Below are 19027 nucleotides of genomic sequence, written 5' to 3' on the forward strand. Positions count from 1 at the left end.
GACGTCAGCTCAGCGCTCCGACCCGAACATCTGCGTCCAGTAGAGGGTCCCGTTCGACGAGGTGGCCGTGCCGACCCCCATGGCGACCGCGTCGCAGTTGAGGATGTTGGCCCGGTGGCCCGGGCTGTTCATCCAGCCCTCCATGACCGCCTCGGCGGTGGGGTAACCGGCCGCCACGTTCTCGCCGATCGCCTGCTCGTAGCCGGCCCGCCTGGCACGTTCCCACGGGTCGCTGCCGTCGCTGCCGTCGTGCGACATCTCGTTGTTGGCTGCCTGGTCCTCGCTGTGCAGCCGGGCAGCCTCGGCCAGCTGGTTGTTGATCGTCACCGCGCCGCACCCGTTGTCGTCGCGCGCCGCGTTGACCAGCACCAGGACCTGCTGCTGCCGGCTGGTGTCCCCGGTGGCGGTCTGCTGCGGCGCGGCGCTGGTCTTCGCCGGCGCGGCGGTGGTGCGCTGCGGCCGGGAGCTCTCCGGGGCGGCGGTGCTGCGGCGTGGGCTCGGGGCAGCCGAGGTCGGCGGTGGCGGTGCCGGGCTCGCAGCCGGGGTCGGGGCGGCGCCGAGCTCGGCGTCGAGCACCTCCGGCTCGCCGATCTGCGGATCCTCCGTACCAGCGGACTGTTCGGTGAGTGGGTCGGTGACCGAATCTACATCCGTTGCCACGACGGTGTCGTCGGTGCCTTCGGTTGAGTCGTCGCCGAACCCGGCGCGCAGCATCGCGCCGCCGCCACCGATCGCCACCAGCAGCACGACGACCAGCGTGGCCAGGGTGACCGGCCCGACGGCGAGTCGGCGCCGTCGGCCGTCGGCAACCTCCGGGTCGGAGTCGTCGCGCGCGTCAGACCGCCGCCGACGGGCCACGCGGGTCAGCGACCCGGTGTCGGTCGGGTCCTCACGCGGCCCCCGGTCGTCGTCGGTCCAGCGATCGTCGCCGCTGGCCCAGCCGTCGTCACCACCGGGCCAGCCGTTGGCGTCGCCGGGCCCGTCGGACAGGTCCCGCAGCACGCTGTACCGGTGCGTCTCGGTCTCGTCGTGCCAGGCGTCGCTGCCGGTCCTGTCGTACCCGTGCGGAGCGTCGGCGTACCCCGGCCCGTCGGCGTACCCCGGCCCGTTTGGGCGGGCGATGAGGTGGGTGTCGTACCCCTCATCGGCGGGGCGGCCGTACGGCTGCGGGTGGTACCCGGCCTCGTGGGGGAGCTGCTGGGTCGGGTCAACGGGGTAGCCGCCGTGGGGTACGCCGTCGTACCCCGGGTGCCCGTCGTACCCCGGGTGCCCGTCGTACCCCGGGTGCCGGTCGTATGACTCCTGTCCATGGCGGTCCGCTCCGTACGCCGGGTAACCGCCGTCGCCGTAACTGACGCCGTCGTAGCCGCCATCGCCGGGTGACCGGCCGGCGGTCGGGTAGCCGTCGGTCGCCGCCGGGCCGGGGTAGCCGTCGGCCGATGAGGGGTCGGGCCGCCAGCCGGCGTCGAGGTGGTCGCGCCAGGAACTCTGCCCGAACCGGTCGGTGTCCCAGCCGGCGTCACCGGGTGCGGTGTGGTCAGCGGGCGGCGTCGGATCGCCGGGGATGGATCCATCGGCCCGGTCGTTGCGCCGGTACAAGGTCGTTGCCTCCGCAGGTGGGTGGTCGGCCAGCGAGCCGCGTCCGGTGGGACCGGGGGCGCTGTGCCGGGTGCGACGCTAAGGCGTCCGGCGGCGCCCGGCAACGCTGCTAAGACAAACCGGCGATCCAGCTAAGGAAGAGATAAGGCGGACAGCTGTCCGGCTGAGGTTCTGCCGGTGAAACTGTGATCTGTGCCGCTAAACCGCCGCTGTTCGCACCTTTTGGGCGATAGATTCGATGGAGGAGGTGGGGTCCTCGTCTGGTGGAACTTGACGAAGCGGCGACTTCGGCGGACCATGGGGGTGTCGCCAGTCGCGCCCAGTCGCGCCCCCGCATGCCCGGGGGTTGACCGACACGAGGGTTCACGGGCGCGCGTTGGCCGGCCTTTCCGGCAGCGCATTACAAGGAGACGAAATGGCGAAGGCCCTCTACGGCCACGTTGGTGCAGCACCCGACCGGCGCCTGCTCGACGAGGTCACCCGATTGCGTGCCACGGTACAGGCACTGGAGTTCGAGATCACCCGGCTGCGGGCGGAGAACGACCGGCTCGCCGCAGCGGTCGCCGAGAGCGACGACCTGCTGCGGATCCCCGAGCCTGCGCTCACCTGATCTCCACGGGCGCCGGTGCAGGCCGGCGCCCGCCGCCAGTGACCGTACGTACCGCTGATCGCACGCACCCCGCGCGCCGACACTCAAGTGCCGGCGCGCAGCTTTTTGTCCGGGCCCGTCTGTGGCCCCGTTCACGTCCCATCCGTCGGCGGCCGCTGTGGCCCCGTCCGGGCCCCGGTGACGGCGCCCCAGCCGCGTCGGATCCGGTGACCGTCCGACCGACGGGTTAGCCTGTGCGGTACTGACCAGCACTGACGGCCGCACGGCGACCCGTCGGACGAGGAATCGGACCGTGCATCTCAAGAGTCTGACGGTGAAGGGCTTCAAGTCCTTCGCCTCCGCCACCACCCTGAAGCTGGAGCCCGGGATCACCTGCGTGGTCGGCCCGAACGGCTCCGGCAAGTCCAACGTCGTCGACGCCATCGCCTGGGTCCTCGGCGAGCAGGGCGCGAAGGCGCTGCGGGGCGGCAAGATGGAGGACGTCATCTTCGCCGGCACCGCCGGCCGGGCCCCGCTGGGCCGGGCCGAGGTCACGTTGACCATCGACAACACCGACGGTGCGTTGCCGATCGAGTACACCGAGGTGTCGATCACCCGCCGGATGTTCCGCTCCGGCGAGAGTGAGTACGAGATCAACGGCAACCACTGCCGGCTGCTCGACATCCAGGAACTGCTCTCCGACTCCGGCATCGGCCGGGAGATGCACGTCATCGTCGGCCAGGGCCAGCTCGACGCCGTACTGCACGCCAAGCCGGAGGACCGGCGGGCCTTCATCGAAGAGGCCGCAGGTGTGCTGAAGCACCGCAAGCGCAAGGAAAAGGCGCTGCGCAAGCTGACCGCGATGCAGACCAACCTGGACCGGCTGACCGACCTGACCGGCGAACTGCGCCGCCAGCTCAAACCGCTGGGCCGGCAGGCCGAGGTGGCCCGCCGGGCCGCCGGCATCCAGGCCGATCTGCGCGACGCCCGGCTGCGGCTGCTCGCCGACGACCTGACCACCCTGCGGACCACCCTCGACAAGGAGATCGCCGACGAGACGGCACTGCGGCAGCGCCGTACCGAGGTGGAGTCCGAACACGCCGAGGTGCAGTCCCGGCTGGCCGAGCTGGAGTCGGCGCTGGCCGAGGACGCGCCGCTGCTCGCCGCCGCCCAGGACACCTGGTACAAGCTCGCCGCCCTGCAGGAACGCTTCCGGTCGACCGAGCAGCTAGCCGGTGAACGGCTGCGGCACCTGTCCGGCGTGCCCGACGACGAACGACCCGGGCGTGACCCGGACCAGCTCACCGACGAGGCGCACCGGGTCCGCGAGCAGGAGGAGGAGCTGCGGGCCGCACTGACCGAGGACCAGATCCGCCTCGCCGAGGCGGTGGAGGGCCGCCAGCAGCTGGAGGCGCAGCTGGCCCAGGCCGAGCGGGCGCTGGTCGCGGCCGCCAAGGCGATCGCCGACCGGCGGGAAGGGCTGGCCCGGCTGACCGGCCAGGTCAACTCGGCACGCGCCCGCACCTCCAGCGCCGCCGACGAGATCTCCCGGCTCACCGCCGCGCACGCCGACGCGCAGGCCCGCGCCGACCGGGCCCAGCAGGAGCTTGATGCGGCCGCCGAACTCTCCACCGAGGCCGACCGGGACAACGCCGACCTGGACGCCCGGCACGCCGAGGCGGTCACCGCGCATGACGCCGCCGCCGCGCAGGTACGGCAGCTGTCCGACGCCGAGCGCCGGGCCGAGAAGGAGGCCGCCACCTGGCAGGCGCGGGAGGACGCGCTGGCGATGGGGCTGCGCCGGGGCGACGGCGCCGGGGCGCTGCTGGCCCGGGCCGACCAGGTTCCCGGGCTACTGGGCAGCCTGGCCGGCCTGCTCACCGTCGCGCCTGGACACGAGGCGGCGCTGGCCGCCGCGCTGGGTGGTCTCGCCGACGCGGTGGCGGTCACCGGCATTGACGAGGCGGCCGAGGCGATGCGGCTGCTCAAGATCCAGGATTCCGGCCGGGCCAGCCTGCTGGTCGCCGGACCCGCCGGGCCGGGAATGATCGGCTCGCCGGACACCCTGCGGCCGGTCATGCCACCCGGGGCGACCTGGGCGCCGGACGCGGTCAGCTGCCCCGATGAGCTCCGCCCGGCGCTGCACCGGGCGCTGCGGGACGTGATCCTGGTCGGCGACCTCGCGGCGGCCACCGCAGCCGTCGCCGACCATCCGCAGCTGCGGGCGGTCACCCCGGACGGCGACATCGTCGGCGCCTACGCTGCCGCCGGCGGGTCCGCCAAGGCCCCCAGCTTCATCGAGGTGCAGGCGGCGGTCGAGGAGGCCCGCAGTAACCGGCTCACCGCCGAAGCCACCGTCGCCGAACTGCGCGGGCAGCTCGACACCGCTCGGGAGGCGGCGGCCGGCCTCAAGGAGCAGGTCGCGCAGGCCGCCGCCGAGCGTCGACAGGCGGAGGGGCAGCGTAACGCCGCCGCCCGCCGGCTCGCCGAGCTCGGCGCTGCGGCCAGGTCGGCACGGGCCGAGGCGGAGCGGCTCGGGGCCTCCCGGGACAAGGCCGCCGAGTCCCGGGACCGAGACCTGGCCACGCTGGAGGAGCTGGAGGAGCGGCTCCGGCTGGCCGAGGCGACCCCGATCGACGAGGAGCCGTCGACCGCCGAACGGGACGAACTCGCCGCGATGCTGCCCGGTGCCCGGCAGAACGAGATGGAGGTCCGACTCGCCGTCCGTACCGCAGAGGAGCGGGTGTCGTCGATCGCCGGCCGGGCGGACTCACTGTTGCGGCAGGCGGCGGCCGAGCGGGCCGCGCGGGAACGCGCCGCCGCCCGCCGGGCCGCCCGGGCCCGGGGCGCGCAGATCGCCCGCGCGGTCACCGCCGGCGCTCGCTTCGCGCTGACCCAGCTGGCCGACTCGATGGTCGACGCGGCCGCCGCCCGGGACGAGATCGCCAGCGCCCGCGCCGCGCGGGAGGCCGAGCTGCAGGAGGTACGCGGCGCGGCAAAGCGGCTCGGGGCCGAGCTGGAGCGGCTGACCAGCGCCGTGCACCGCGACGAGGTGGCCCGCGCCGAGCAGCGGCTGCGTATCGAGCAGCTGGAGGCGAAGGCGGCCGAGGACTTCTCGCTGGACGTGGAGACCCTGCTCGTCGAGTACGGCCCGCACCAGCCGGTGCCGCCCACCCAGGCCCAGCTGGCGGCGGCCGCCGCCGACGGCAAACCGGAGCCCACCCCGGTGCCGTTCGACCGGGCCACCCAGGAGAAGCGGTCGGCGAAGGCCGAACGGGAGCTGGCCCTGCTCGGCAAGGTCAACCCGCTGGCGTTGGAGGAGTTCGCCGCGCTGGAGGAGCGGTACAAGTTCCTCTCCGACCAGTTGGAGGACCTGAAGGCGACCCGCAAGGACCTGCTCACCGTCGTCGCGGACGTGGACGACCGGATCCTCGAGGTCTTCTCCAGCGCATACGCCGACACGGCCCGCGAGTTCGAGCAGGTGTTCACCGTGCTGTTCCCGGGTGGCGAGGGGCGGCTGGTGCTCACCGACCCGGACGACCTGCTGACCACCGGGGTGGAGGTGGAGGCCCGGCCACCAGGCAAGAAGATCAAGCGGCTGTCGCTGCTGTCCGGCGGGGAGCGGTCGCTGACCGCCGTCGCCATGCTGGTGGCCATCTTCCGGGCCCGGCCCAGCCCGTTCTACATCATGGACGAGGTGGAGGCGGCGCTGGACGACGTCAACCTCGGCCGGTTGATCACCCTGATGGCCCAGCTGCGGGACCGCAGCCAGCTGATCATCATCACCCACCAGAAGCGGACCATGGAGGTCGCCGACGCGTTGTACGGGGTCACCATGCGCAACGGCGTCACCCAGGTGATTAGCCAACGGCTCAAGTCGGCTGACGAGTCAGCGGCGCTGACCGGGCCGGAGTCGCCGGAGCCGAGCGCGTCGGAGCCGAGCGCGCCTACTGCGCAAGCCCCGCAGCCTGCTGAGGAGGCTGCGGCGTCGGCTGCGCCGCCGCCGAATCGGTGAGCCGGCGGCGGGCCACCTCACGCAACGCGCCGTCGGTTGTCGTGCCCTCCAGCGTCACCTCGGCCGTCGCGCCGTCGTGCAGCAGCGTGCTGACCGCGTTGCCGAAGTATGGGCCGTCCAGCTTGCGCCAGCGCACCGATGGCCTTGGCAGTCCGGCGGTGCGGGCCAGCGCCCGCAGCGCCGCCGTCGGCCCCCGCCACCAGCCCAACCGCATCAACGGCCGCATCAGCGCCGGCACCTGGTTGTGGATCGGTGAGCAGGTGAGCTGGTGCACCGGGGTGCGAACCCGCCCAGGCAGCACGGCCCGCGCCACGTACGAGTGGTGCACGTCGCCGGAGAGCATGCTGATCGAGGCCGGTGGCGGATGGCCCGGCCCGGTGCCGATCCGGTCCGGTTGCGTCCTGTCGGCGGCAGACGGCCCCGCGCCGATCCGGGCGAACAGTTGCCCGAGGTCGTCGAAGGAGCGCCGGAACGCGGCCCAGTGCTCCAGGTCCAGGGCCTGGCGCAGCCACTCCGACGCAGCCGCGACCCACCGCCGGGGCGACTCGGCCAGCCGTTCGTTCCACGACTCGAGGTGGTGGATGCCGGGCGGCATCAGCCAGGGCAGCGACGCGCCGACCACCAGATGGTCGTAGCGGCCGTGGGCCCGGTCGGTGAACCAGGCCCACTCACCGGCCGGCAACATGCTGCGTGCCCCCGGCCGCAGTACCCGGCTGCACCGGTTGTCCAGCACGATCACCCGGGTCCGGCCGACGTCCAGCGAGAAGCTCCACTGGTACTGCACCTGCGACCAGCGCTGCGGGTCGTGCGCGACGTCCGCCTCGGCGTCCACCCGGGCGCCGAATTCGCGCAGCACATCGGTGGCGTCGTCGGCGGCGGTGACCGCCCGGAACACCGGGTCGGCGGCGACCTCGTCCGGGGCCAGGTTGCCCAGGTGCTGGTAGACCCAGTAGGAGGCGAGTCCGCGGCTGATCCGCTCCGGCCACCAGGGCTCGCCGCGCATCCGTGCCCGCCAGGCGGCCGAGGTGTTCCAGTCGTCGATCACCTCGTGGTCGTCGAAGATCATCACGCTCGGGACGGTCGACAGCAACCAGCGGATCTCCGGGTCCCGCCACGACTCCAGGTACAGCCGGGTGTACTCGGGGAAGCTGACCACCTGATCGGCTGGGGCACCGGGCGGTAGCCCGCGATGTCGGCGCCGCCGCCGCAGGAACCGTCGGATCACCGGCGACGTCTCGTCGGCGTACACCTGATCGCCGAGCAGGAGCAGCAGGTCGGGCCAGTCGTCGCCGGCCGGGTCCAGGCCGGCCAGCCGCCGGGCGTACGCGTCGAGCGCGTCCGGCGGCAACCGTCGGGCGGTGGAGTGCTGGGTGGTCTCCCGGCAGGATCCGAAGATCAGCCGCACCGGCTGGGCGTCGTCGTCGGCCCGCCGGGTCCGGATCACACTGCCCGGGTACGGCGAGTCCGCCTCCGGCCAGACCCGCCGGTCGTCGAGGAAGACCTCGTAGCGGTGGCTGGAGCCGGGGGCCAGCCCGTTGACCACCACGAGCGCGTAGTGGTGCCCGAACGCGCTGAAGGTGCGGGCCGAGCCGCCCGCCGTGCCCGTCGTCGCGACCCGTACCGTGGCCGGGGCGTCGGTCTCCACCCAGACGGTGGCCTGCCCGCCGACCACCCGCCGCAGCAACGGCCCGATCAGTAGCCGGGGGCCGGCCGCCGGTCGGAGCTGCGGGTCCGGTCCACCGGCGGTTGTGCCGTCGGTCACCGGTGGTCCCTGCCGAACTGGTGTGCAGACATGGTCGACCTTTCGCGAGGGACGCGGGACGGCCTCTTTTCTACCCCGCATGCAGGCCCGTCACCCAGTTCCCTGACCGGTACCTGGGGTGTGGTCGCCGGCCGGCGACACTGTTCCCGGGGGGGTGTGGTCGCCGGCCGGCGACACTGTTCCCGGGGGGTGTGGTCGCCGGCCGGCGACACTGTTCCCGGGGGGTGTGGTCGCCGGCCGGCGACACTGTACCGGGGGGTGGGTGTCACCGATGGGTGCGGTGGGCGGGACTCGGTCGCGGCCATCTGTCAGGATTTCCGCATGGATTACCTCGTCCTCGCCGCGATCCTGCTCGGTGTGCTGCTGCTCGCCGGTCTCGGGCTGGTGGTGCCCCGGATGCGCCGGCAGCCTCCGCTGCCGCCGGCACCGCCGACCCCGCTCGGCGGCGAGCAGCCGCAGGAGCGCCCACCAGCCGACGGCGAGCGTCCGGCCGGCGTCGCCGTCGAGGAACGTCCGGTCGCGCCACCGGCCGAACCGGAGCAGGCGCCTGCGGAGCCGGTGGCGCCGGCGCCACCGACCCTGGAACGTCCGGAGCCCACGGCCGGGCGGCTGGTCCGGCTGCGGACCCGGCTGTCCCGGTCGCAGGGCCTGCTCGGCAAGGGACTGCTGAACCTGCTCTCCCGGGACCGGCTGGACGAGGAGGTCTGGGAGGAGATCGAGGAGAGCCTGATCACCGCGGACGTCGGCATCGAGCCGACCCGGGAGATCGTCGACCGGCTGCGGGAGCGTACCCGGGTCCTCGGCACCCGCAGTGCCACCGAACTGCGTACGCTGCTCACCGAGGAGCTGGTCGCCGCGCTGGACCCGCAGCTCGACCGGGCGTTGAACACGGGCGGCGAGCCGAGCGTGATGCTGGTCGTCGGGGTCAACGGGGCAGGCAAGACCACCACCTGCGGCAAGATCGCCCGGGTGCTGGTCGCCGATGGCCGTACCGTGCTGCTGGGCGCCGCCGACACGTTCCGCGCCGCCGCCGCCGACCAGTTGACCACCTGGGCCTCTCGGGTCGGCGCCGAGGTGGTCCGCGGCCCGGAGGGTGCGGACCCGGCCAGCGTCGCCTTCGACGCGGTGAAGCGGGGCATCGACACCAAGGTCGACGCGGTGCTGATCGACACCGCCGGCCGGTTGCAGAACAAGATCGGCCTGATGGACGAGCTCGGCAAGGTCAAGCGGGTGGTGAGCAAGCATGGTCCGGTGCACGAGACACTGCTCGTGCTGGATGCCACCACCGGGCAGAATGGGTTGGAGCAGGCCCGGGTGTTCACTGAGGCGGTGGAGGTGACCGGGGTGGTGCTGACCAAACTCGACGGCACCGCCAAGGGCGGTATCGTCATCGCGGTGCAGCGCAAACTTGGCATTCCGGTCAAACTGGTCGGTCTCGGCGAAGGTCCGGACGACCTCGCCCCGTTCGATCCGGCGCAGTTCGTCGACGCCCTGATGGGCGCCGATCCACGTGGAATGGATGCGTAGCCTCGGGTGACGTACCGCAATCAGGAGCCACGTCTCGGGAGACCGTACGTGACCCAGCAGGAGATCCCACTGCGTGGCGGCAACGTCAGCACCGTGGTGCGGGTCGGAGACACCGTCCGGCGCAACGTCGGCCCGTGGACGCCCTCGGTGCACGCGCTGCTGCGGCATCTGGAGTACGTCGGGTTCACCGGCTCGCCCCGGGTCCTCGGCATGGACGAACGCAACCGTGAGGTCCTCTCCTACGTCGAGGGGGAGTGCGGCGAGTATCCGCTGGCGCCGCACTGGGTCAGCGACGAGGCGCTGGTCACCGTCGCGACGATGTTGCGGATGTTCCACGACGCCCAGTACGGGTTCAATCCGCCGCGTAGCGCGGTCTGGCGTTCGTTCGGCCCGCCGCCGCCGGACACCGAGGTGATCTGCCACCACGACGCGGCCCCGCACAACGTGATCTGGCGTCCGGACGGTACTCTCGCCCTGATCGACTTCGACCTGGCGTCGCCGGGGGCGCGGATCTACGACGTCGCGTACGCCGCGTGGACCTGGGTGCCGCTCTTCTCCGACCGGGACTCCTACACGCTGGGTTGGCGGCACCCGGACCGGCCGCGCAGGCTGCGGCTGTTCGCCGACGCGTACGGGCTGATCCCCCGCGACCGGCACCGGCTGGTCCGGACCATCCGCAAGCGGGTCGTCGACCACGTGGAGGGAATTCGTCGGATGGCCGCCGCCGGAGATCCGGCGTTTGTTCGGATCGTGCACAAAGGTCATCTTCGTCGGCCGATGCGGGATCTGCGGCTGCTTGACTACGAACGGCACATCTTGGAGTACGCGCTGCGCTGACGGGCGGCGAGTACCAGTTGCGCTGACCGGTCGCGGCCCGGGGCGGCAGCGGTCCGGGTACGGGTGACGAGTTCTGTCGCCTTCCGGACAGTAGGCGGTGGCTATTCGGTTGATATGACCCTGCCTGATCTGGCGATAGTGAAGTGTTCTTCACATGTTGGAAACAACCCGTCACGTGTTGGAAACGGCACGGGCACCCTGCGTGAAACAGCTGCCCAGCAAGCTTCGCGCAACCGGCGAGCGGGCGATGCTGCCTCTTGGAGCCGGTTATGTTTCCAACTGAGAGGAGGCAGCGTGCCGGAACTAGATTCTGGTGCCACCGCCTGGATTTTGACTTCAGCCGCCCTGGTGTTGCTCATGACGCCCGGATTGGCGCTGTTCTATGGTGGCATGACGCGGTCCAAGTCCGTGCTCAACATGATGATGATGAGCTTCGGCGCGATCGGCCTGGTCAGCCTGCTGTGGGTCTTCTACGGCTACAGCATCGCCTTCGGTGAGGACGTCGGCGGCGTCACCGGTGACCTCTCCATGGCCGGCCTGCGCGGCATGCTCGAGTCGGGCTCCGAGGGCGGCATCCCGGACCTGCTGTTCGCCGTCTTCCAGATGATGTTCGCGATCATCACCGTCGCACTGATCAGCGGTGCGATCGCGGACCGGGCGAAGTTCGGCGCCTGGCTGCTCTTCGCCGGCCTGTGGGCCACCCTGGTCTACTTCCCGGTCGCGCACTGGGTGTGGGGCGGTGGCTGGATCTTCGAGCTCGGCGTCCTCGACTTCGCCGGTGGTACCGCGGTGCACATCAACGCCGGTGCTGCGGCACTCGCGCTGGCCCTGGTGCTCGGCAAGCGGGTCGGCTGGCCGAAGGACAAGTTCAAGCCGCACAACCTGCCGATGGTCCTGCTCGGCGCCGGCCTGCTGTGGTTCGGCTGGTTCGGCTTCAACGCCGGCTCGGCGGTCGCCGCCGACGGTGCCGCCGCGGTCGCCTTCATCAACACCCAGGTGGCCACCGCGGCCGCCGTGCTGGGCTGGATCGTCGTCGAGTGGTTCCGCGACGGCAAGCCGACCACCCTCGGCGCCGCCTCCGGTGCCATCGCCGGTCTGGTCGCCATCACCCCGGCCTGTGCCTTCCTGGAGCCGCTCGGGGCGATCGCGCTCGGCATCATCGCCGGTGTGGTCTGCGCCCTGGCGGTCGGCCTCAAGTACAAGCTCGGGTACGACGACTCGCTTGACGTGGTCGCCGTGCACATGATCGGCGGCATCATCGGCTCGCTGCTGATCGGCTTCCTGGCCGTCGAGGTGCTGGCCGGAGAGGGCAACGCCGGACTCATCTACGGCGGTGGCATCGACCTGCTCGGTCTGCAGGCGCTCGGTGTGGTCGCGGTGCTGGTCTACTCATTCGTCGTCGCCTACATCATCGGCTTCGCGATCGACAAGACCATCGGCTTCCGGGCCAGCGCCGACGCCGAGGTCGAGGGCATCGACACCGCCGAGCACGCGGAGAGTGCCTACGAGTTCGGTAGCGCCTCGGGTGGCGGCTTCGCCGCCGCCGGCATCGGGAAGGCGCCCGCCGGTTCGGGCGAGTCCGCACCGGTCAGCGAGAAGGTCGCCGGTTAACGTTCCCTGATGGAGGGGTTAGACATGAAGCTGGTGACCGCGGTCATCAAGCCGTACCAGCTCGACGCGGTCAAGGAGGCCCTGCACGCCCTCGGCGTCGCCGGCCTGACCGTGAGCGAGGTCCAGGGGTACGGACGCCAGAAGGGCCACACCGAGGTGTACCGGGGTGCCGAGTACACCGTCGAGTTCCTGCCGAAGATCCGGATCGAGGTGCTGACCGACGAGATCGACGTCGAGAAGGTCGTCGACGCGGTCGTCACGGCGGCCCGCACCGGAAAGATCGGCGACGGGAAGGTCTGGGTGACGGCCGTTGAGGACGTCATCCGGGTCCGCACCGGCGAGCGTGGTCTCGACGCGCTCTGAGTCGGCGAGCCCACCCAACCGGTAGGGAGAACACATGACCGACGGAGTCGGGGTCCGGCAGCGTCCTGCGGCCGGCCCCGGCCCGTCGCTGTCCGACGGCATCGGTGCCGCCGCCCGCGTGGACCGGGCGGCGGCACTCGATGTCTGGCTGACCTCGCTGATGCCGGCCGGGCTGACCGGTATCGCCCTGGTGGCGGTCGGCGGACTCGGCCGGCTGCAGTGCTCGCCGTACAGCGATCTCGATCTCGTGCTGATGCACCGCGGCGTCGCCGGGATGGACGAGATCGCCGCCCGCCTCTGGTACCCGGTCTGGGACGCCCGCCTCGGGCTGGACCACTCGGTGCGTACCCTGCCGGAGGCGCTGTCCGTCGCCCACGACGATGTCAAGGTCGCGCTCGGCCTGCTCGACGCCCGGCACGTCGCCGGCGACCGGGAACTCACCGCCGAGCTGCAGGCCGCCGCGACCGACCAGTGGCGGCGCACCGCCGTCCGCCAACTGCCGGCGCTGCGTGAGGTCACCGAGGCCCGTTGGCGGACCCACGGCGAGTTGGCCTTCCTGCTGGAAGGCGATCTGAAGGAGGCCGCCGGCGGGCTGCGCGACGTCGGGATCCTGCGCGGGATCGCCCTGGCCGGCATCGCCGACAGCATGCGTCCGGCCGCCCGCGCGGCCCATCTGCGGCTGCTGGACACCCGCGACGCGCTGCACGTCGCTGTCGGCCGGCGGGTGGACCGGCTGGTGGCCCAGGAACGCGCCACCGTCGCCGGCCTGCTCGACCTGGACGACCCGGACACCCTGCTGCGCCGGGTCGCCTCGGACGCGCGCACCATCACCCACGCCCTCGACGACGCCTGGCGCAGCGCCGACCGGCTGCGCTCGGGCCGTCGGCGCGGCGGCGGTCCGCCGGTGCGCCGGCCGGTGGCCCGCGACGTGGTCGAGCACGACGGTGAGCTGGTCCTCGCCCGGACCGCGATCGGGGCCCGCCCGGACCCCAGCCTGTCGCTGCGGGTCGCCGCGGCCGCCGCCACCAGCCGGCTGCCGATCGCCCGGGCGACCTGCGAGTGGCTCGCCGCGTACTGTCCGCCGCTGCCCGCGCCGTGGCCGGATGCTGCCCGGGCCGCGCTGATCACCCTGCTCGGCGCCGGTCCCGGTCTGGTGCCCACCTGGGAGACCTGCGACCGGTACGGGCTGGTTGACGGCTGGCTGCCGGAGTGGCCCCGGATGCGCAGCCTGCCGCAGCACAACCCGGTGCACCGGTTCACCCTGGACCGGCACCTGGTCCAGGCGGCACAGGAGGCGACCGCGTTCACCCGCGAGGTGGACCGGCCCGACCTGCTGCTGCTCGGTGCGTTCCTGCACGACGTGGGCAAGGGGCTGCCCGGCGACCACAGTACGGTCGGCGCGCCGGTGGCGACGCGGATCGCCGCCCGGATCGGGCTGCCCCCGGCCGACGTCAACATGATCGACAAACTGGTCCGGCTCCATCTGCTGCTGCCAGAGGTGGCCACCCGGCGTGACCTCAGCGACCCGGTGACGATCTCCCAGGTCGCCGCTGCGGTGGGCGACACCACCACGCTCGGTCTGCTGCACGGTCTGGCCCGCGCCGACGCCCTGGCGACCGGCCCGGCGGCCTGGTCGGACTGGAAGGGGCGGCTGATCGCCGAACTGGTCCGCCGAGTGCACACCGCGCTGGACACCGGGGTGCTGCCCCAGCCGCCGCGACCCGATCCGGCGCTGGTGGCGGGTCCACTGCCGGCCGTACACATCGACGGTGACGACCGGGTCGCGGTGGCCGCTGCGGACCGGCACGGCCTGCTCGCCGCGGTCGCCGGCTGCCTGGCCCTGCACCGGCTGGACGTGCTGACCGCGGACGCCTCCACGGTCGACGGGCGGGCGCTGGTCGAGTTCCGGGTCCAGCCCCGGTACGGCACCCCGCCGGACACCATCGCGCTCGCCGCCGACCTGCGGCGGGCGGTCGCCGGTGACGTGTCGGTCACCCAGCGGCTGCGGGGTCGGGCACTCGCCGCCCGGCGGGCCGGAGCCGACCCTCGGGTGGTGTGGCACCGGGAGGCCGCCACCGACGCGGTGGTGCTGGAGCTACGGGCGGCCGACTCGGCCGGTCTGCTCTACCGGGTGACCAGCGCACTCGACGAGGCCGGCGCCCAGGTGCGGGCGGCCCGGATCTCCACCCTGGGCGGTGACGTGGTCGACGCCTTCTACCTGGTGGGTGCCGGCCCGGACGACGCCGAGCGGGCCCGCCTGGAAGCCGCGGTGCTGGCCGCCGCCGGATGACCGGGCGGCGCAGCGGCGGAGCCGGATGCCGGAGTGGCGGAAGCGGGCGGCGGCCGCAGGCGCTGGAGTGGCAGGAGCGGGCGGAGCGGGCGGCGGCTAGGCTTGCCAGGTCGGGCGGAGTCGCGTTCCGACGCCGCCGTGAGTTGCCCTGCCGGATCGACATACAGGATGTTGCGTCGTGTTTGACACTTTGAGTGATCGACTGTCCGGGATCTTCGGCAAGCTCCGGGGCAAGGGTCGGCTCACCGACGCCGACATCGACGCGACCGCCCGGGAGATCCGGCTGGCGCTGCTGGAGGCGGACGTCGCGCTGCCGGTGGTGAAGGCGTTCATCGGCCGGGTCAAGGAGCGTGCCCGTGGCTCCGAGGTCTCCCAGGCGCTCAACCCGGCCCAGCAGGTCATCAAGATCGTGCACGAGGAGCTGGTCGGGGTCCTTGGCGGCGAGCAGCGCCGGCTCCGGTTCGCCAAGCAGCCGCCGACGGTGATCATGCTGGCCGGGCTGCAGGGTTCCGGCAAGACCACCCTCGCCGGCAAACTGTCCAACTGGCTCAAGGCGCAGGGGCACCAGCCGCTGCTGGTCGCCGCCGACCTGCAACGCCCGAATGCGGTCGGTCAGCTGCAGGTCCTCGGCGGGCGGGCCGGGGTCGAGGTGTTCGCCCCGGAGCCCGGCAACGGGGTCGGCGACCCGGTGGCCGTCGCGAAGGCGTCGATCGAGCATGCCCGCCGGTCGGCGCGCGACGTCGTCATCGTCGACACCGCCGGTCGGCTCGGCATCGACGCCGAGATGATGGCCCAGGCCGCCGCGATCCGCGACGCGGTCGACCCGGACGAGGTCATCTTCGTCATCGACGCGATGGTCGGGCAGGACGCGGTCCGCACCGCCGAGGCGTTCCGCGACGGCGTCGGCATCACCGGCGTGGTGCTGTCCAAGCTCGACGGCGACGCGCGCGGCGGTGCGGCGCTGTCCGTCCGGCAGGTCACCGGCGAACCGATCCTGTTCGCCTCCACCGGTGAGAAGCTGTCCGACTTCGACGTCTTCCACCCGGACCGGATGGCCAGCCGGATCCTCGGCATGGGCGACATGCTCACTCTGATCGAGCAGGCCGAGCAGGCCTTCGACGCCGATCAGAAGGAGAAGATGACCGCCAAGTTGATGGGCGGCGAGCAGTTCACCCTGGAGGACTTCCTCGACCAGCTCATCGCGGTGCGCCGGATGGGGCCGATCGCCAACGTGCTGGCCATGATGCCCGGGATGGGGCAGATGAAGGACCAGTTGGCCGAGGTCGACGACAAGCACTTCGACAAGGCCACCGCGATCATCCGCTCGATGACCCCGGGCGAGCGGACCAACCCGAAGATCATCAACGGTTCGCGCCGGGCCCGGATCGCCAACGGCTCCGGGGTCACCGTGATGGACGTCAACCAGCTGCTCAACCGCTTCGCCGAGGCGCAGAAGATGATGAAGCAGATGGGCGGGATGATGGGTCTGCCCGGTGGCGGGCGGCGCAAGGCGACCAAGTCGCCGAAGAACAAGCGCAAGGGGAACAAGGGCGGCAACCGGGGCGGCGGTGCCCGGCAGCGGGGCGGCGGCGGGGTGCCGGCCGGCTTCCCGGGCGGCATGCCGCAGCTGCCACCCGGCCTCGACCCGAACGCGCTGGGCGGCGGCGACGGTCTGCCGCCCGGCTTCAAGCTCCCCAAGATCGACTTCAACAAGTTGAACAAGCGGGAGAAGGGCTGAGCGCCGTCGACCCCGCACCCGTGCCGCTGCACGTCCGCGGGGTCGTGCTGCCCGAGGACCGAACCCGGGACCTGTGGCTGGTCGGCGACCGGGTGACGCTGCACCCGGTGCCCGGCGCGACCACCGTGGTCGACGGCGGCTTCATCCTGCCCGGGCTGGTCGACGCGCACTGCCACATCGGCATCGCCCGGGGCGGGACGCCGATCGGCTCGCTCGACGACGCCCGCCGGTTGGCCGGCGTCGACCGGGACGCCGGTGTGCTGGCGCTGCGCGACGCCGGGTCGCCGTACCCGTACCCGCAACTCGACGACGAACCGGACCTGCCCCGGCTGGCCCGCGCCGGCCGGCACGTTGCACCGCCCCGGCGCTACCTGCGCGACATCGGCGTCGAGGTGCCGGCGGAGCGGCTGTCCGACACGGTGGCCGAGCAGGCCAAGGCGGGCAACGGCTGGGTCAAGCTGGTCGGCGACTGGATCGAGCGGTCCGCGGGGGACCTCGCCCCGGCCTGGTCGGCGGAGGCGATGACCGACGCCATCGCCACCGCGCACCGGGCCGGTGCCAGGGTCGCCGCGCACACCTTCGACGAGGAGGCGGTACGGATCCTGGTCCGGGCCGGGGTCGACTCGGTCGAGCACGGCACCGGGCTGAGCCCTGACCTGATCGACGAGATGGCCCGGCACCGGACTGCGCTGATCCCGACGATGATCAACATCGCGACGTTCGGCGGGATCGCCGACCGGGCCCGGGAGAAGTTCCCCCGGTACGCCGCCCACATGATCAGCCTGCGGGACAGGTTCCCCGAGGTGGTACGCGCCGCGCACGAAGCCGGCGTGCCGGTCTTCGTCGGCACCGACGCCGGTGGCGGCATCGCCCATGGCCGGGCCGCCGACGAGATGCTGACCCTGCACACTGAGGCGGGCATGCCGGCCGAGGCGGTGCTGGCCGCCGCCTCCTGGGGTGCCCGGGACTGGCTCGGCTTCCCTGGCCTGGTCGAGGGAGGGCTCGCCGACCTGGTTGTGTACCCGGCGGACCCGCGGGCCGACCTGCGGGTGGTCCGCGCACCCGAGCGGATCATCCTGCGCGGGCGGGTGCTGCGCTGACCCGGTGGCCGGGGCGGCCCTGAGCCGGCTGCGGCGGGTGCGTCGCGCAGCCGCCACCGGCGGCGCATAGGATGTCCGGTCATGGCCCGCGTGCTCACACCTCGTGCGGAGGACTTCCCCCGCTGGTACCAGGATCTGATCGCCAAGGCGCAGCTCGCCGACAACGGACCGGTGCGCGGCACCATGGTGATCCGGCCGGCCGGGTACGCCATCTGGGAGCGGATGCAGTCCGAGATGGACAACCGGATCAAAGCGGCCGGCGCGGAGAACGCGTACTTCCCGCTGTTCATCCCGGAGAGCTATCTGCGCCGCGAGGCCGAGCACGTCGAAGGCTTCTCCCCGGAGCTGGCGGTGGTCACCCACGGTGGCGGCAAGCAGCTCGCCGAGCCGGTGGTGGTCCGGCCGACCAGCGAGACGGTGATCGGCGAGTTCATGGCCAAGTGGGTCGACTCCTACCGGGACCTGCCGCTGCTGCTCAACCAGTGGGCCAACGTGGTGCGCTGGGAGCTGCGCCCCCGGGTGTTCCTGCGGACCAGCGAGTTCCTCTGGCAGGAGGGGCACACCGCGCACGCCGACGAAGCCGACGCACGGGCGTACGCCCGACGAATCCTGCACGAGGTCTACGAAGACTTCATGGTCAACGTGCTCGGCATCCCGGTGCTGGTCGGGCGTAAGACCGCCCGGGAGCGCTTCGCCGGAGCCACCAGCACGTACACCCTCGAAGGGATGATGGCCGACGGCAAGGCGCTGCAACTGGGCACCTCGCACGAGCTCGGGCAGAACTTCGCCCGCGCGTTCGACATCACCTACACCTCCGCGGAGCGGGCGGTCGAGCACGCCTGGACCACCTCCTGGGGGGTCTCGACCCGGATGCTCGGCGGGCTGATCATGGTGCACGGCGACGACAACGGGCTGCGGGTGCCGCCACGGCTGGCCCCGGTCCAGGCGTACGTCATGGTGGTCAAGGCCGGCGACGGGGTCGCCGAGGCGGCGGCCAAGCTGCGCGACGCGTTGCGCGACGCCGGGGTACGGGTCGGCCTGGACGACCGGGTGGACACGCCGTTCGGCCGCCGGGCCGTCGACGCCGAGCTCAAGGGATATCCGGTACGCGTCGAGGTCGGCCCGCGCGACCTGGCCGCCGGCAATGCGGTGCTGGTCCGGCGTACCGACGGGTCGAAGACCCCGGTACCGGTCGCCGACGTGGTCGGCGCGGTCCGCAACGCCCTCGACGCCGACCAGCAGCGGCTCTACGACCAGGCGCTGACGCTGCGTCAGACGCGTACCATCGAGGTCGGCACCCTCGCCGACGCCGTCGCCGCTGCGGCGACCGGATGGGCCCGGGTGCCGTGGTCGGTGGTCGGTCCGGCAGGTGAGGCCGAGGTCAACGCGCAGGGCGTCACCGTACGCTGCCTGCTGCGTCCGGACGGCTCGGTGCCCGACTCCGACGACGAGCCCGACCTGGTCGCGGTGCTGGCCCGCTCGTACTGACGCCCTGCCCTGCCGTCGGTGAGCGGCGCCGCCCGTTCGCGGGCGGCGCCGCTGTCGGGTCGTTCGTGCGGGCCCGCCGGCGGGCCGTTCGTGGACGGTGTCGCTGTC

11 protein-coding genes and 1 pseudogene are annotated in these 19027 nt (G+C 72.5%); 10 read left to right on the top strand and 2 right to left on the bottom strand.

All coding sequences use genetic code 11. The features are described 5' to 3' along the window. Positions 1-9: 9 nt before the first annotated feature. Positions 10-1599 carry a CAP domain-containing protein gene (locus O7610_RS00910; RefSeq protein ID WP_289212466.1) on the bottom strand — a complete coding sequence of 530 codons (1590 nt, stop codon included), beginning with the start codon at positions 1597-1599 and terminating at the stop codon, positions 10-12. Between the two features lie 415 nt (positions 1600-2014). Here O7610_RS00910 and O7610_RS00915 point away from each other — a divergent pair, with 415 nt between their 5' ends. Continuing rightward, positions 2015-2209 carry a hypothetical protein gene (locus O7610_RS00915; protein WP_123600485.1) on the top strand — a complete coding sequence of 65 codons (195 nt, stop codon included), beginning with the start codon at positions 2015-2017 and terminating at the stop codon, positions 2207-2209. Positions 2210-2501: 292 nt separating this feature from the next. Further along, positions 2502-6077, top strand: a pseudogene (gene smc / locus O7610_RS00920) (chromosome segregation protein SMC); the annotation flags it as partial. 58 nt (positions 6078-6135) lie between these two features. Here the strand turns inward: smc and O7610_RS00925 are convergent. Beyond that, positions 6136-7965, bottom strand: a complete 1830-nt coding sequence (locus tag O7610_RS00925) for a DUF7800 domain-containing protein (RefSeq protein WP_281553872.1) — start codon at positions 7963-7965, stop codon at positions 6136-6138. A gap of 321 nt (positions 7966-8286) precedes the next feature. Between O7610_RS00925 and ftsY the strand changes: the two genes are divergently transcribed. The 8 genes from ftsY (at position 8287) to proS (ending at position 18919) form a co-directional block, all read left to right on the top strand. Next, positions 8287-9492: a signal recognition particle-docking protein FtsY gene (gene ftsY / locus O7610_RS00930; RefSeq protein WP_281553873.1), complete on the top strand. Its 1206-nt coding sequence runs from the start codon at positions 8287-8289 to the stop codon at positions 9490-9492. Positions 9493-9498: 6 nt separating this feature from the next. Continuing rightward, positions 9499-10329, top strand: coding sequence for a phosphotransferase (locus O7610_RS00935; RefSeq protein WP_281553874.1), 831 nt, complete (start codon positions 9499-9501; stop codon positions 10327-10329). Positions 10330-10686: 357 nt separating this feature from the next. After that, positions 10687-11940: an ammonium transporter gene (locus tag O7610_RS00940; RefSeq protein WP_281553875.1), complete on the top strand. Its 1254-nt coding sequence runs from the start codon at positions 10687-10689 to the stop codon at positions 11938-11940. Between the two features lie 24 nt (positions 11941-11964). Beyond that, positions 11965-12303 (top strand): P-II family nitrogen regulator, encoded by a 339-nt coding sequence (locus O7610_RS00945; RefSeq protein WP_199757473.1) that lies wholly within the window; start codon positions 11965-11967, stop codon positions 12301-12303. A 34-nt stretch (positions 12304-12337) separates the two neighbouring features. Continuing rightward, positions 12338-14593 (top strand): [protein-PII] uridylyltransferase, encoded by a 2256-nt coding sequence (locus O7610_RS00950; RefSeq protein ID WP_281553876.1) that lies wholly within the window; start codon positions 12338-12340, stop codon positions 14591-14593. Positions 14594-14771: 178 nt separating this feature from the next. Then, entirely contained in the window at positions 14772-16331 is a 1560-nt protein-coding gene (gene ffh / locus O7610_RS00955) for a signal recognition particle protein (RefSeq protein ID WP_281553877.1), read from the top strand. Between the two features lie 20 nt (positions 16332-16351). After that, the gene (locus O7610_RS00960; protein WP_281553878.1) at positions 16352-17431 is read left to right on the top strand and encodes an amidohydrolase family protein; all 1080 of its coding nucleotides are present in this window, start codon (positions 16352-16354) and stop codon (positions 17429-17431) included. An 81-nt stretch (positions 17432-17512) separates the two neighbouring features. Then, positions 17513-18919 carry a proline--tRNA ligase gene (gene proS, locus O7610_RS00965; RefSeq protein WP_289212467.1) on the top strand — a complete coding sequence of 469 codons (1407 nt, stop codon included), beginning with the start codon at positions 17513-17515 and terminating at the stop codon, positions 18917-18919. Positions 18920-19027: the final 108 nt, after the last annotated feature.

It is taken from the genome of Solwaraspora sp. WMMA2065 (assembly GCF_030345075.1).
Lineage (GTDB): Bacteria > Actinomycetota > Actinomycetes > Mycobacteriales > Micromonosporaceae > Micromonospora_E.

What these genes read in the sequence shown, in the direction of transcription:
- proS (WP_289212467.1), top strand. Translation starts at nt 17,513, where the DNA reads ATGGCCCGCGTGCTCACACCTCGTGCGGAGGACTTCCCCCGCTGGTAC.
- O7610_RS00945 (WP_199757473.1), top strand. Translation starts at nt 11,965, where the DNA reads ATGAAGCTGGTGACCGCGGTCATCAAGCCGTACCAGCTCGACGCGGTC.
- O7610_RS00915 (WP_123600485.1), top strand. Translation starts at nt 2,015, where the DNA reads ATGGCGAAGGCCCTCTACGGCCACGTTGGTGCAGCACCCGACCGGCGC.
- O7610_RS00940 (WP_281553875.1), top strand. Translation starts at nt 10,687, where the DNA reads ATGACGCCCGGATTGGCGCTGTTCTATGGTGGCATGACGCGGTCCAAG.
- O7610_RS00950 (WP_281553876.1), top strand. Translation starts at nt 12,338, where the DNA reads ATGACCGACGGAGTCGGGGTCCGGCAGCGTCCTGCGGCCGGCCCCGGC.
- ftsY (WP_281553873.1), top strand. Translation starts at nt 8,287, where the DNA reads ATGGATTACCTCGTCCTCGCCGCGATCCTGCTCGGTGTGCTGCTGCTC.